A 15,687-nucleotide genomic window follows, 5' to 3' on the forward strand; every position below is an offset into this window, starting at 1 on the left:
CTTTACGGCCCGACAAAAGAGCAGTGGGCCGAGTACGGAGCGCTACCTCCAGTAATTTAGAGTAAGATTATATCCGCTTTGGCCGTTTGGCTATAGTGGGATTTATAAGTATTTTATCATAGGATTGAAAGTGGTGGCTTGAATCATAGACAAGAGGATACCATCGGACTGAAACTGTTAATTCTATTGAACTCCCATGGAAGAACGCAATTACTTCTATAATCTGTGGTGTCGCGTGAGCGACATGGATGGCTAACGGGTAAGTTGAGCCACGCGGATTGAGGTTAAGATTTATTGAACTAACTGGATACTATAGTTTAATAGCATAAATTGTTGAGCAGGCCGAAGCCTGCTTTTTTTATTGAACGGTTAAGCTGCTTGCTTAAGGGGCATACCTTTGTGTGGGATGTAAGCTTTTTTGTCTTGTGCAAGCTAACTACTCTTTTACTGTCGGGTATTAATTAAAAATATCTTTTACCAAGCTCACGAATATATTTCCTATCAAAAACTTTGAAGCCATTACGATCGTAACGATTACAAGACCGATGACATTGCCAAGGTTTTGTTTTTTAACATCATTCATTCTGCAACACCTCTCTATTCCTCAAACGATAAATTCATAGGCTCGTCTAGAAGTTCACACATAAAATCGATATTCGTCGTAGGCACCTTGGTATCCACTTCCTCGAATTGAAGCCCGTCTATCCAGACCTGTCCACTCCCGGACAACAGCACACCAAAAGCAATCGCGGCACTATTATCCGGCACATCCAGCACGATGCTGTAATGGTTCCACTCCGTATCTCCAATAATGGGGCGGTCACTCATGTTATCGAATTGCAGGACATCATGAAGAGCATCATCGACTCGCATCCAGAACCCACAAAACCCTCTCACTGCTTTTGTTTTGATAAACCCTGAGAGCTTTAGTCTTTTGCCCATATATTTGTCCGCTTTGAATTGCTGCATCATCGTTGCAAATTCGCCTTCCGTCATTACCACTGTAACCGACTTTAAAAATCCGGACGCTCTCCCTTGATGGAAGGTTTCCCGGTCAATCCCCATCTGATAGTTGAAGGGGTGACTCCCGCTTAATTGCCATCCCTTTAATAATTGTTCATTTTTCATTTTCATTTCCTCCCTTTGCATCGTTAATTTGCCCATGATTTTGCGATACTGCCCTGGCGGTAATTGATAGTATTTCTTAAAAGAACGGGTGAACGATTCTTGGCTCTCAAAGTGATAATAAATGGCAATATCTATAATTCTTTCATCTGTGAACAGTAACATGTTGGACGAATTTGCAATTCTCCGAAATCGGATATATTCAGATACGCTCACGCCAACCTCTTGCTGAAAAATCCGATGGTAATGATACTTTGAAAACCCTGCAAACTTAGCCATACTCTCTAGTGACAATTCTTCGGGCAAATGCGTCTCTATATAGGCAATCGACTCTTGGATGATCGGACTGTAGCTCATGTTATAACCTCCTTAAGAATAAAATATCAGAAGCAACCGCTGCATATTTGATATATATTGCTTTGTTTCTCGGGTATATAAAGGATAACTCCATCCATATTATTGTGTTCACATAAAGATAGCAATAATGATCAAAAAGGTGTGGTGCAATGAATGTATATTTGAAGTAGAACGTAAAATTATTTTTCGGTAAGGAGTTAGATGCAATGAAATGGAAGGCGAATACCCTTAGTCTGCGTAGCTTGTTGTGCATGCCGCTCACTTTGATCATGCTTAGTACCTCGATAACATCAGCGGTTATCCCGGTCAAGACTGCATATGGGGAAGCAGCGGTGAATGAACAGCAAGTCAGAACAGCAAGATCGTATCAGGCTACTTTATCCGATTGGAAGCGTTGGGCCGCGGATCATGCTTATGCCTTACAGACGATCCAACCGGAATCATGGTCTTCGAACGGAGGATCCATTGGGCAGGACAAATTTAGCGACCTTGATATACTGATCCCGTTGCTCGCTGATAAGCGAATCGTATATTTGGGAGAAAATTCACATGGTGTGGCCGAATTTAATCTAGTCAAAACGCGCCTCATTCAATACATGCACCAAACGCTAGGGTTTAACATTGTTGCATTTGAGAGTGGTCTGGGCGATGCAGCCCTTGGTCAAGGACGGATAAAAAAGACGGCGACTCCCGATACGATGAGGCGTTCCATATTTGGCGTATGGTGGACGGAAGAGACGAAGCCGCTATTCGAATACATGAAGGAGACACATAAGAGCGAATCGCCTTTGCGACTGACGGGCTTCGATATTCAGGTGCAATCCCCGCTTTTTCAGAATGCGAACTGGATTCCAAGTATTAAGCTGAAGGACAGAGCGCTGCAAGCGGAACAAGAGGTTCATAAGTGGAGAATGAGCAAGGATCAAAGCGGATTCCGTAAGGCCAAGCCTGAGCTGATTAAGGTGTATGAAGAGCTATTGCAGGCTGTGACTAAGAATGAAAATGCGTTGAAGATGGACTATCCCGATGAGCCGCATATCGTCAAGTTAATGAAGCGAGCGCTAGAGGATCGAATCCGGGTCATTCAGGAATTTAATGAGCTGTGCATCCAATCCAATCTATTAACAGAACAAGGGGATTATAGCGGCGCTCAGTCCATGATGGAATGGCGCGATCGGGCGATGGCCAGCAACCTTGCATGGTTGGTGACAGAAGTTTATCCGGAAGAGAATATCATCGTATGGGGCCATAATGGCCATATCAGCAAAGCACAGTCTCTGATTTCCACCATGCCGAAGAGTATGGGAGAGCTTATGCCAAAGGAACTGCAACAGGAAAGCTACGTCATGGGTCTATTTATGGGCGAAGGACAAGCAGCCGAGAATACGAGGGAACCGATTCAGTTGAATCCGATTATTCCGGGGTCTATGGAAGATATTTTGGCGGCTGTAGGACAGCCATATACATTCATGGATTTACGCTATCGGGAAAATGAACGGGGAAATTCTTGGATGTTCGAACGGATGATAGCCTCTTATCAGGTGCAAATGCCGATTCCGTTAGAGCTAAGACGGCATTTCGACGGCGTCCTTCTCATCAAACAAGCGAAGATGCCGACATATTTGCCGGACACATATAAGTGAGAAGGAGACCGTTTTAAAAAAAGTTATTCTTCTTAGATTTCAGGCTCAGCTTCGTATCCCTTCGGGACAAGCCATTTTTTTGATTAAGACTCCTGAGCAGACAAATCTAAACTACATTGAAATAGGTGGAACGGAACAATGTGCACTTACCTTGGAAGTCAATGATTTTCACGGACTCTACAGCCAAATGAAGAACAACGGAGCTAAGGTATCGGAAATTGAAGATAATGGGGTCTATGGTAATGTCTGGTGATAAGAAAGTCTGGAACCAGTAAATAAAGTTTAGAACCGCTAAAGTCAGTCCCGATGATGCTCATGATATCATCGGGATTTTTCTATATAGGGAGTTATTATGTCAACTATTGGAGATAGAATTAAAAAAGGGTGAATTTAAGCCAGCCTTAGATATTTTATTGGAAATAAATAATAAACCTAGCTTGGATTTATATTGGTTGTTATATGGTGAGAAACAAACAACGAGACAGAAAAATAATGCTGAAGGGAAATTTAATATAAAAGAAACTGACATGATTGAGAATTTTGATAAGCTGAATTTAGATGATCAGGACGAAATAATTGAATTTTTTAAAAGAAAGTAAGCCGTTACATATAGATAGGAATTAGTTTTTGATTAGTGAATAAGAGGGTTAGACTAACTGCAGTCGCCACAAGGGCTCAAGCAAGTGCTATTCCGTCAAGGAGAAGTGACTCACCGCAGCAAAATCAAAATCCTCGACTCGACAACCTTGCCGTCATTGCAACTCAGCTCCAGCGCCGCCAGCGGATACATTCCGACATGTACCATTTCAACATTGTTCTCTAGCTTAACATGTTAACCTAGAGGATTTAAATTGACATCTATTTTGTAAACAATGTATAATTAAGGAATATTTCCCTATATTTTAATTAATTTCTTCTAGATCTATTTCTATGAACCTCATTGCGAGCGCTCGCCTTCAAACAATAGAAATAGAACCCCATCATGAGATTTGATGAAACGGGTATTAATTACTTCTTAACAAAGGAGGCGACATTCTAATCTTCTATAATGGCAGTTTGATTGGGAGAAGTTGAAATCTGACTAAATGAAAATTAAAGGAGTGGACTTATCTTATGAAACGGTTATTCAAGAGTAAATGGTTGATAGCGATTCTGGCACTTGTATTTATTGGATCCGCGGCACCTGCTGTATTTACTCAGACGACGCATGCTGCCGGCACGCCGAACCCTCATGTCATTATAAATGTAAATAGCAATAAAACATTGGGAGTAAGTGGATGGGATAAACAAGCGGATGGGGCGCTTATCATACAATGGAACTTTAATTGGAATTCCATTGTTAATGATCAAAAATGGTATTTGGAGGCTCTAGGAGACGGCTATTATCACATCAGAAACGTAGAAAGCGGAGATTTACTGGAAGTCAGCGAATCGTCTACATCGGATGGTGCTAATGTGATTCAATGGTCGGATAATGGCGGATGGAACCAACAATGGAAAGTTGTTCCAACCAATCAAGATAGAGGTGACTCGTCGTATATTATCAACCGAGGTAGCGGCAAGTATTTGGACATGTCGGGACAATCGACATCCGATGGAGGACAGGCTGTCCAGTGGGATTTTAATGGCGGCGCCAATCAGCGCTGGTTCATTCCGCCTGCATCGTAACACATATGAAGAAGCTAATGCCGCGCCGTTTCTACACTTAGAAACGGCGTGGTTTTTTAGATAGAGAAATTCAAGTTGACACATAAATGCAATCACTAGCTTTGCATAGTTCTAGATTGACGTTGCTTCATAAGCTATAGGGCAGGATAGATTAATAAATACCGAGAGGATGCCGTGATAAGTGGCATCCTTTTGTTTCGCTAAAGGACAGTTTGGCTATAGCTAGTGCTACAATTGGCATGAGAGAAATTTCTTGAATAAATGAGTTGTTAAAATGAGCAAAACGAAAGTAATGGCATTCTTCAGCAATTTTAGGAAGGATATTCCATTGAATTATAAAAGCATTCTCATCCTTGACTTTCCCCTGCACGGGAAACTGTATACTCACATTATGTTATAGATTGGAGATGATATTTTGTTCAAAATCAGTGTATTTTCCAGGCTAAGCAAAGTCTCCTTAAAAACACTGCGCTATTATGACCAGATTGGCATACTAAAGCCGAGAAAGGTGGATCACGATACTTGCTACCGTTACTATTCCGCAGATCAGCTACTAGAGCTCAACCGAATCTTAATCTATAAGGAATTGGGTTTTACATTGCCCCAAATTAAACAGCTGCTCCAGGAAGATATTACATTGGAGAATATTCAAGGGATGTTTAAGCTGAAAAGAAGCGAAATACAGCAAATCATCGATACGGAACAAGCCAAACTCGTCAGGATTGAGGAGCGTATGCAGCTTATAGAAAAAGAGGGGCAAATCGAAACAGGGCAAGAAATCAGAGTCAAAGCAGAGGGTGCTCAATTGTTTCTTTATCAGAAAGCATGCGGGAAAGAAGAGGACATTCCGGATTTGCTTCGTCAATTTGATCAGTTTATAACGACGGAAAATCGTCAATTAATTCAAGGTCCTCAGGTTGTTTTGTGGAAAGAAGTCGAAGGAAAAGAGGATGAGTTTGAGTTTGAAGTCGGGTATTTTTTAACTTGTGAGCTGCGATCATTTCCAGAACCGTTTCAGCTACGGACTCTTCCTCCTGAACCGATGATGGCCACAATGGCTTTTCATTCAAATACTAATTTTGATTGTGCGGCCTGTGTTCATTTAGCGAAATGGATTGAGAAAAATAACTATCAAATCAAGGAGAACGAATCGGGTAGGGAATTATATTTACCGTTATCTCCAGAACGAGATGCACAATTCATAGAAATACAAATTCCCATTATAAATAGATAACTGAAGAAGGTGGAGTGGGGGAAATTGAAAAATAAACGGATCATTTATATTCTGGCACTGGCTGTTTTTCTGATTGGAACCATTGAATATATTATTACGGGAGTTATTTAGATGATCGCTGTGGACTTGGGAGTATCTACTTCAGAAGTTGGATTATTGGTGACTGTGTTTGCTCTCTCCGCAGCCATTGTCGCTCCGGTTTTGATTGCATTAACGATCAATGCAGATCGCAAGAAACTACTAATGACCACCCTTGGTGTGTTTATTGCCAGCAACGGACTTATGTTTGTAGATCTTGCTTATGAAACAGTACTATGGATACGTATTATCCAAGGGGCTAGCGGAGGAATCGCTACTGTTGTAGCCATGGCAATAGCGACACGACTCGTTGAAAGAGAAAAAAGGGGCAATGCCATCGGTATCATTTTGATGGGGCTTAGCAGTTCACTAGTGCTCGGTGTTCCTGTGGGCACATTTTTTAGTGAGATGTTTGGATGGAGAGTGCTATTTGTTTTAATTGGATTATTAAGTGTTCTTCCATTACTTATCATCTATAAAAAGGTTCCGGCAATCAAAGAAGAAGAAAAGGTTACCCTCAGAATGCAGCTCTCTATTTTAAGAAATCCAACCATTCTGATGGCCTTGGCTATTACGTTATTTTATGTCGGCGGCTATTCTACACTGTTTACTTATATTACGCCTTTCTTGCAAGCCACGTCCTCTCTTTCCATGACCGAAATTAGCGGTGTTCTGTTCCTGGCGGGCATTTGCAGCTTTGTCGGATCAAGGCTGGGCGGACAATTGGCAGATGCAAAAGGATCGAAATTCACCATTGGTCTCGGACTCCTGTTACAAGGGGCGACTCTTCTTTTATTCGCTCTAGCCGGTGTCAATCTCTTGGTATTAATCTTGGTTTTAATGATTTTTATGTTAGCAACGTGGAGTATTTCCCCGGCCCAGCAACTATATCTGGTTACTCTGGCACCTCGAAATCCGGACATTGCCCTTAGTGTAAATACTTCGTTCATCCAATTTGGTTTTGCACTGGGATCTGGATTAGGTGGGCTAGTCATCAGTCGTACATCTGTCCTATATTTGAATTGGCTGGGCTTTGCCGTTGTAAGCATAGCTTTACTTCTTGCCATCTTACTATTTAAAAAAATGAGCAGTAGGACTGGAACTCCTACTGTTACTAGATAAATACGAAATGGACTGAACTAGGGTGAAACTAAAATGATATTCCGTCTTATTGAAGTGAGACAATCATGTATTCCTCATCTCTTAGAGTGAGCAATGATGTTTCTATTTTCCACCCTAAATGGTGTATAAGACAGTATAACTCTTAAGTCATAACGTTATAAAAAGTTGCACCCTATCACCTCGTTAGATATGATTATCTAACGGGGTGTTTTTTTGTAACTACGCCTGAACAAAAGGCGATTCTGAGGTTAGGAGTGATCGACATGGAGGTTTTTGCAGACTATTTAGCGCAAATTGATAACCCACAGCATCGGGAGCGAATGGAAGAGGTGTTGGCTTGGGTAACTAAGAAATTCACAGATTTAAAACCAAAAATTGCGTGGAATCAGCCTATGTTCACTGATCACGACACCTATATTATTGGCTTTAGCGTATCCAAACAACATATGGCTGTTGCGCCTGAAATCGCAGGAATTAATCATTTCTCAGATGCAATTGTACAGGCAGGCTATGATCACACCAAGCAGTTGTTACGGATCCGATGGGATAGTCCGGTTGATTTCTCATTACTTGAGAAAATGATCGAGTTTAACATTATGGACAAGGCAGATTGTTCAACTTTTTGGCGAAAATAAAAAATGAAGCAGTAGTTAGCCTCGATGATGAATACATCATCGGGATTTTTTTAATTAGGAGTAAGACACTCCTACATAAAAGGTTGCTAGAAATGGAGCTAATGACCTCGCCTGTCGGTATTGGGGGCGAAAATATTAGTTCTTTTTGTCGAATCCATAATTCTTTCTTAGCGGATCATTAGCAAACATGCTAATATAATGACTGAAAAGGTTGAAAGCCCTTACTTTTTTACGGATAGGGGCGATCATCTCATGCTCACATGACAAAGAGAGGAAGAGACTGCATGCGGCGGATACTGTCGATGTTAAAGTTAAATACGCTGCGAAATCAAATGTTGCTCGGTTTTCTCGCCGTCATGCTCATCATTCTGACGTTCGTTGGAGGGATTACGTTCCATTCAGTCTCGACGCTACTCAAGAACAATGCGGAGAAGCATATTCAGCAAACCGCGATTCAGGCTAACGGCCGTTTGGAAAGCGTTCTCGAACAGATTAATTCTCTGACGACGCTGGTCTCGACTAACGATTATATTCAGCAACTCCTTTTACGCGATATAGAGGGTCATCCCGCTACCTTTACGGAACGGCAAGCGCTGCCATCTATTATCAATCTGGTACAAATCTACACGGACGGCATCAAATCTGTTGAGCTTTATAATAAAGACGGAGTGAGGCTGTATCCTCTCGACGGCAGTACCCTTAGAGATAAGGTACCCGAGGATTGGATCGAAATGGCGACGAGAAAGGAAGGCAGTCTCGTTTGGTTCGGTATTGATCCGCTCGATCCTACATCGCTTGTGGCGATTCGACAGATCAGCCTTATTGATCGGCATTTCACAACTGGAGGGTATTTACTCATTCGCTCAGACCGAGATAAGTTTGCACTTAAAGACTCTTTATCCGGGGAAGGGGACGGAGAAACAGTATTACTTCTCGCTCCTGATGGGCAGTTCATCACGTCTAACGATGACAGTATTTCACAAAAGACAGCAGCAAAGCTGGTGGAGGAATCCGACGATCAGAATGTTTCCATCGGCAAACGGTCCTTTATCGTTGTCAAACAGCGGTCTTCCGTGACAGGATGGACGCTACTCATCTTAACCCCGGTTAACGTCATCACCAAGGGGATTTCGGTCTTGCGGACGACCATTGTCGTATCGGCTTTGATGGGTACCTTGCTGTTCACCTTGCTTTCTTTTTTCCTGTCCATTCTTATTACCAGACCTGTGTTCAGGTTGATCAAAGCTATGAGAAGTACCCGTCTAGGCATCCTGAAGCCTATCGAGAATGTATCGTCCACTATGGAAATTCAGGAACTGAATTATTCCTATAACAAAATGGTTGATAATATCAACGAGCTGATCCAGTTGGTTTATGAGAAGGAGTTATCCCGGAGTCATACGGAGTTGAAGGCACTTCAAGCGCAAATTAATCCGCATTTTTTGTTTAATACCCTAGATGTTCTGTACTGGTCGCTGCTGGATAGGGATGAAGATCAACTGGCGGAGTATGTTGTCGCCATGTCTGATTTATTCCGCTATACGATCACCGGCTCAAGTAAAGGGGGATGGGTGAAGTTACAGGATGAGCTGGAGCATGTAAAGCGATATTTGCTTATTATGAAGATGCGATTTGAAGATCGCTTGGAGTGGGAAATTGAGGCTCCTCCTGAATTTTCGAATGTGGAGTTACCCCGACTGTTGCTGCAGCCCCTTGTAGAGAATGCCGTATTGCATGGGGTCGAGAGCAAGATTGAACCGGGATGGATAAAGCTAACGGTTGCTGGAGATGAAGAATGGGTCACCATTACGGTGGAAGATGACGGGATGGGAATGGACGAGGAGATGCTGCGCTCTCTTGTGGAAGGGCTGGATAGCGGAAAGGTATCTTCTTCAAAAGATTCCGGCGTCGGAATCGCTAATGTGCATAGAAGGCTTCAACTATTTTTTTCGAGAGAGAATGAGCAGGGTGCGGCAATGACCATCGATAGCCAAAAAGGTCAAGGCACCCGTATAAACATCAAAATTCCTGTTCGAGGAGACAAAATGCCATGAGAAGCCGAACAATTCTTATTGTCGACGATGAACCGAGATCTAGAGAAGGAATGAAGAAAATACTAGAGGTGTGGGCAGCCGGTCATTATGAAATCCTTACGGCAAGCAATGGGATCTCGGCTATTGAAATTCTGGAGGAAATACCGGTGGAGCTCATGATATCGGATATCCGCATGCCGGGAATCAGTGGTCTTTCTTTAGTTAGCCAAATAAGGGATAAAAAAATACAGCGTCAGCCATCCGTTATTCTCATCTCCGGTCATGCCGAGTTCGAGTATGCTCAGCAAGCGATTCAGTTGTCCGTAGTTGAATATTTGCTCAAGCCAGCCAGCCGGGAAAAGCTAATCGCATCTGTGGAGAATGCCCTGAAGGCAGGGGAGGAGCAGGAACATATCGGCTTCATGCGGAAGATGGCCGATCCACAATTAATGGCCATAAGAGATGAAGATGCCGCATTAAGCGATCCGGTCCGTCAGGCGATAGACTATGTGGAAATGCATATAGAAGAGGCAATCAGCCTGCAGGAAGTAGCCGGACTTGTTCATCTGAACGGGAGCTATTTCAGTTCTCTTTTCAAGGAGCAATGCCAGATGAATTTCAGCGAATACGTCGCCCGTAGAAAGTTGCAGAAAGCGAAGGAATTACTGCTGAAAACGAATCTGCCTATAGCGGAAATTGCCAGCCTTACGGGTTACCAGACGGTTAAATATTTCAACAAGCTGTTCAAGGAATACGAAAGAATGAGTCCAGGGCAGTATCGTTCTTCTATGAGGAATGGTATAGAAGCGAATATCCAATAACGGCTCGGCAAGGGGGGAATATCTACGAAGAGGATCGGATTATACATTACCCTTTTCTTAACATTGTTGTTGATAACAACTGCTTGCAATGGGGATAAGGGGAATAGCAACAAGAGCGACGGCGAGAAAATCACTTTAAAAATGATGCATCTATGGCCGGATAGCAATAACTCCGCGCAAAACAAAATGGTAAAAGAAATCATCAGAGAATTTGAAGAAGCTAATCCGAATATCACCATTAAGACGGAAGTTCTTGAAAATGAGCAGTATAAAAGCAAACTGAAGGTACTTGCCGCTTCCAACGATCTACCGGACATCGGATTCACCTGGGCAGCAGGCTTTATGGATCCTTATGTTAGGGGAGATAAGTTTGCAGCCGTGGACGATCTTTTACAGGATGAGTTGAAAGGAAAATTCGTAGCTGGTACGACGGAGGGGTACTCCTTTGATGGGAAGACGTATGCCCTTCCTGTCGAACTAAACATAGTTCCGGTCTACTATAATAAAGAAATATTTTCAGAATTTAATCTGCAGCCTCCCCAAACCTTGGATGATCTCAAAGCGATCATTCGAACACTGAATAACAATGGCATAACACCTGTTACTCTTGGCGGTAAGGACGGTTGGCCGGCTTCCTTCTGGTACATGTATCTAGCTGATCGTATTGGGGGACCTAACCTGATGGATAAAGCTGTTGCGGATCAGGACTTCACAGATCCTGCCTTGCTAGAGGCTGCAAGACAAGTGCAAGAGTTGGTAAACCTGAACACATTCATCAAAGGCTACAACGGATTATCCAATGATGAAGCCAAGGTACAGTTCATGAACGGAAAGTCAGCCATGTTCGTTACAGGGACTTGGGAGCTGCCAGATTTCACGACCACTACAAATATAGCCCAAGAATTTAAAGTCAACATCGGTTATTTCAAGTTCCCGACAGTTGAAGGCGGCAAAGGCAACGTGGATGATTGGGTCGGTGGTCCGGGCACTGGATTATTCGTTTCCAAAAATTCGAAGCATGCTCTGGAGGCCAAAGAATTCGTCAGCTTTTTCGTTCAAAAGTGGGGAGAGCATTCTGTTGTCAATGCAGGCGTAATCCCGGCTACCAAAGTAGATACTGCGGCCATCAAGCTACCGCAAATGTTCATTGATTTATTAAATGAGTTAAATAAGGCTAATAAAGTAACTCTTTATCTGGATACACAAATGAAGCCAGTCGCATCTACCATACACATGAATCAGATTCAGGCATTGTTCGGCGAAGCCGTCACGCCAGAAGAGTTCATCAAGAAACAGGATGACGCGCTAAAAGCGGATAAGTAATGATCAGAAATATAAACAGATCATGGAGACGCCAAGGGATAGATCCCTTGATGTCTCTTTTTTTGCGCTCTATAGAACTGAATCTAAAAATAGTGGAAGTTTTCCTAAAGAGGGTGTCCTTATGCTTAAGGATTGCAGGATTTATAATTATGTATGCGGTTACAAAAAACCGAAGTAATAATACAAAAGGGGAGGCAAAGATATGAAAAGTATGAAACGTAGTTTAGTGGGGATCTCTACATTGCTCGTGATGTCATCTGCTCTCGCAGCATGTGGTGGGAACTCGAATTCTAACTCATCTAGCTCAAGCCCAACGACTGCACCAGCAGCCAACGCTACCGAAGCTCCATCAAAAGGAACAGGCGAGAAAGTCACTATCAATCTCTGGAGCTTTACAGATGAGATACCTAATATGACCAAGAAGTATATGGAAACTCATCCGGACGCGAATGTTGAGTTCAAAACTACGGTTATTGCAACCACTGATGGTGCTTATCAGCCTGCGCTTGATCAGGCTCTGTCTGCTGGAGGAAAAGATGCTCCGGACATTTATGCAGCTGAATCAGCATTCGTACTCAAATATACACAAGGGGACGCATCCAGCTATGCTGCCAACTATTCTGATATGGGCCTTGATGACCAAATGGTTAAGGATGCTGGCATCGCGCAATACTCGGTTGATATCGGTAGCTTAGACGGTAAATTAAAAGCCCTCGGCTATCAAGCGACTGGCGGCGCCTTTATCTATCGCCGCTCCATTGCGAAGGATGTTTTTGGAACAGATGATCCAGCCACCATCAAAAATGAAATTGGACCAGGCTGGGATAAATTCTATGATGCAGCCGCGAAGTTGAAAGCTAAGGGATACGGCATCGTTTCTGGTGATGGCGATATCTGGCACCCGATCGAGAACAGCTCTGACAAAGGTTGGATTGTTGATGGTAAGCTTCATATCGATCCGAAGCGTGAAGAGTTCCTGGATCTTTCTAAAAAGCTGAAAGACAATGGCTATCACAACGATACGACAGACTGGACGGAAGCATGGTACGCGGATATGTCCGGTGCCGGCGCTCAACCGATCTTCGGCTTCTTCGGTCCTGCTTGGCTCATCAACTACGTGATGAACGGTCAAGTAAAAGACACGAATGGCGACTGGGCGGTTTCCGAACCACCGACAGGCTTCTTCTGGGGTGGCACTTGGCTGCTTGCGAACAAAGACGTTACCAAGGACGAAGCCAAGAAACAGGCTGTTGCGGACTTTGTGAAGTGGGTTACACTCGACACCTCCGAAACGGGACTCCAACATTACTGGGCTAACGGTACGATGAAGGAAGGCGAGCAAGGTACGAAGGACAGCGTTGCTTCCTCCGTTGTCATGTCGAAGTCAAACGGTGAAGTTCCACTGCTCGGTGGTCAGAACATGTTCGACGTGTTTGTACCGGCCAATGCAAACGCTTCAGGTAAAAACTTGACCCAGTACGACGAAACAATCAACAAGCTCTGGCGTGATCAAGTGCGTGAATACACCGCGGGCAATAAGGACCGTGCCAAAGCGATCGAAACCTTTAAGCAACAAGTCAAAGACCAACTTGGCATTGAAAGCGAATAAGAAGGATTCGGAGGGGCGGGGGAGTAATCCCGCCCCTTCATATCAACTAAAGAGGTGAGAGCATGCGCCGCAAAAATGTGAACTATTCGAAATACGGTTATATTTTTACCTTCCCATTTGTTCTTGCATTTCTGATTTTCTCACTGTATCCCATTTTATATACCGCAGTCATTGGATTCACCGATATGAAAGGAATCATACCAAAACCGATCCATATTCTTGATAATCCTTTTCAAAACTTCAAAGATCTTCTCTTTGATAATCCTTCGTTCCGGAAGTCTTTGATCAACACTGGATTGCTCTGGATTACTAACTTCGTTCCCCAGATGCTTCTCGCGCTCTTGCTAACGGCATGGTTCACGAATAAGCGTCTCAATATAAAGGGACAAGGCTTGTTCAAGGTTCTGCTCTATATGCCTAATATCATCACAGCGAGTACGATTGCCGTGTTGTTTAGCACTTTATTCGCCTATCCGATGGGTCCTGTAAACAGTTTGTTTCAAATGTTGGGGTGGACCGACGCTCCGGTGTTCTTCCTGCAGGATAAGACGACAGCACGGGGCATTGTCGCGTTCATCCAGTTCTGGATGTGGTACGGCAACACCATGATCGTCCTGATTGCTGGCGTTATGGGTATAAATCCTGCTCTCTTCGAGTCTGCATCGATTGACGGGGCTAACGGGTTTCAAACCTTCTTCCGCATCACACTGCCGAGTCTGCGTACGATATTGCTGTTCACACTGATTACATCGATGGTGGGTGGTTTGACCATGTTCGATATTCCGCAATTATTCCTTGCAGGTGGACCGGACGATTCTACGCTTACCACGTCCATGTTTATCTACGGGCAAGCATTCAAGGGCAGCTATATGTACAATCGTGCTGCAGCAGCAAGCATGATTATGTTCTTGATTTCGGCAATATTGGCCGGAATACTGTTCTACGTGATGCGTGACCGTGATGCGTCAAGACTTAAAAAAATACAAAAACAAAAGAATAGAAAAGCTGCTATAGCAGCCCGTGAGGGAGGTGTAACACATGGCAAATAATCAAAAAAGCGGAACCGTTAACCGAAAGATCAACAAGACAATTATCTATGTTGTTTGCATCTCTTTGGCGGTGCTCAGTATCCTGCCGTTTTGGATCATGTTTGTAAATGCCACACGCTCTACACCGGAAATTCAAAGCGGACTTTCTCTGCTTCCTTCGAGCCACATGATGAGCAACCTGCGAGTGTTGCTCGATAAGAGCTTCGATCCGCTTCAAGGGTTCCTGAATTCATTTATTATTTCCAGTTCTGCAACCCTCTGTACAGTCTATTTCTCGTCCTTGGCGGCCTATGGGCTAGTCACCTACAGCTGGAAGCTACGGGGGCCATTCTTTACCTTCATCATGTGCGTGATGATGATTCCTTCCCAGGCAAGCGCAATTGGATTCTATCAGTTCATGTATAAATTACATTGGACCAACAATTTTCTTCCGCTGATTCTACCAGCAATTGCTGCACCTGCGGTGGTGTTCTTCATGCGCCAATACTTGCTCGCAACTCTGTCGATAGAGATCGTGGAAGCTGCGCGCGTAGATGGGTCTGGTGAATTCTTCACTTTCAACCGGATTATATTACCGCTGATGATGCCGGCAGTAGCCACACAGGCCATCTTTGCCTTTGTGGCTAACTGGAACAACCTGTTCATGCCGCTGATATTGCTGACACAGAAGGAGAAATATACTATGCCAATCATGGTAAGCTTGCTCCGAGGTGATATCTACAAAACGGAGTTCGGCTCGATCTATATGGGTCTGGCTTTGACGGCTTTACCGTTGTTTATAGTTTACTTCTTGTTATCCAGATATATTATCGCGGGCGTGGCACTTGGTGGCGTCAAAGAATAACCCAGGCAAGCTGGCTTCGAATAAGGAAGCACCGTGGAACGAATCAATTCCAATCTAGGCCTGTTGATTAGCTAAATTATAGTTATGGAAATGTGAGAGCATTAGCTGAAAATACTTTAGGAGCGCCTTAGTGTACCTTTTTTTGA

Annotated in this window: 13 protein-coding genes and 1 pseudogene; 13 read left to right on the forward strand and 1 reads right to left on the reverse strand. The window is 43.5% G+C overall.

Going from position 1 to position 15,687, the window contains the following annotated elements:
- Nucleotides 1–597 precede the first annotated feature (597 nt).
- A complete protein-coding gene (locus PAENI_RS07160; protein WP_149644813.1) occupies nt 598–1,482 on the reverse strand; it encodes a helix-turn-helix transcriptional regulator in 885 nt (294 codons plus the stop codon).
- A 206-nt stretch (nt 1,483–1,688) separates the two neighbouring features.
- Here PAENI_RS07160 and PAENI_RS07165 point away from each other — a divergent pair, with 206 nt between their 5' ends.
- From PAENI_RS07165 to PAENI_RS07220, 13 genes and pseudogenes are all read left to right on the forward strand, one after another.
- Nucleotides 1,689–3,125, forward strand: a complete 1,437-nt coding sequence (locus tag PAENI_RS07165; protein WP_149644814.1) for an erythromycin esterase family protein — start codon at nt 1,689–1,691, stop codon at nt 3,123–3,125.
- A gap of 79 nt (nt 3,126–3,204) precedes the next feature.
- Nucleotides 3,205–3,378, forward strand: a complete 174-nt coding sequence (locus PAENI_RS31765) for a hypothetical protein (RefSeq protein WP_188114500.1) — start codon at nt 3,205–3,207, stop codon at nt 3,376–3,378.
- 109 nt (nt 3,379–3,487) lie between these two features.
- Nucleotides 3,488–3,724 (forward strand): hypothetical protein, encoded by a 237-nt coding sequence (locus tag PAENI_RS07170; protein WP_076301020.1) that lies wholly within the window; start codon nt 3,488–3,490, stop codon nt 3,722–3,724.
- 514 nt (nt 3,725–4,238) lie between these two features.
- Nucleotides 4,239–4,793: an RICIN domain-containing protein gene (locus PAENI_RS07175; RefSeq protein WP_149644815.1), complete on the forward strand. Its 555-nt coding sequence runs from the start codon at nt 4,239–4,241 to the stop codon at nt 4,791–4,793.
- A gap of 415 nt (nt 4,794–5,208) precedes the next feature.
- The gene (locus PAENI_RS07180; protein WP_149644816.1) at nt 5,209–6,027 is read left to right on the forward strand and encodes a MerR family transcriptional regulator; all 819 of its coding nucleotides are present in this window, start codon (nt 5,209–5,211) and stop codon (nt 6,025–6,027) included.
- 24 nt (nt 6,028–6,051) lie between these two features.
- A pseudogene (locus tag PAENI_RS07185) lies at nt 6,052–7,227 on the forward strand (MFS transporter).
- 263 nt (nt 7,228–7,490) lie between these two features.
- Nucleotides 7,491–7,862, forward strand: coding sequence for an iron chaperone (locus tag PAENI_RS07190; RefSeq protein WP_076285549.1), 372 nt, complete (start codon nt 7,491–7,493; stop codon nt 7,860–7,862).
- A gap of 260 nt (nt 7,863–8,122) precedes the next feature.
- On the forward strand, nt 8,123–9,916 hold the full coding sequence (locus PAENI_RS07195; RefSeq protein WP_262495547.1) for a sensor histidine kinase: 1,794 nt from the start codon (nt 8,123–8,125) through the stop codon (nt 9,914–9,916).
- The gene (locus tag PAENI_RS07200) at nt 9,913–10,716 is read left to right on the forward strand and encodes a response regulator transcription factor (protein WP_042192060.1); all 804 of its coding nucleotides are present in this window, start codon (nt 9,913–9,915) and stop codon (nt 10,714–10,716) included. The genes PAENI_RS07195 and PAENI_RS07200 overlap by 4 nt, the downstream gene beginning before the upstream one ends.
- 66 nt (nt 10,717–10,782) lie before the next feature.
- Complete coding sequence (locus tag PAENI_RS07205) at nt 10,783–12,039, forward strand: extracellular solute-binding protein (RefSeq protein ID WP_262495548.1); 1,257 nt, start codon at nt 10,783–10,785, stop codon at nt 12,037–12,039.
- 202 nt (nt 12,040–12,241) lie between these two features.
- Nucleotides 12,242–13,648 (forward strand): ABC transporter substrate-binding protein, encoded by a 1,407-nt coding sequence (locus PAENI_RS07210; protein WP_081383079.1) that lies wholly within the window; start codon nt 12,242–12,244, stop codon nt 13,646–13,648.
- A 62-nt stretch (nt 13,649–13,710) separates the two neighbouring features.
- Nucleotides 13,711–14,697, forward strand: coding sequence for a carbohydrate ABC transporter permease (locus PAENI_RS07215; protein ID WP_042192055.1), 987 nt, complete (start codon nt 13,711–13,713; stop codon nt 14,695–14,697).
- Complete coding sequence (locus tag PAENI_RS07220) at nt 14,687–15,541, forward strand: carbohydrate ABC transporter permease (protein ID WP_149644818.1); 855 nt, start codon at nt 14,687–14,689, stop codon at nt 15,539–15,541. The genes PAENI_RS07215 and PAENI_RS07220 overlap by 11 nt, the downstream gene beginning before the upstream one ends.
- Nucleotides 15,542–15,687: the final 146 nt, after the last annotated feature.

It is taken from the genome of Paenibacillus sp. B2(2019) (genome assembly GCF_008370385.1).
GTDB lineage: Bacteria > Bacillota > Bacilli > Paenibacillales > Paenibacillaceae > Paenibacillus_AQ.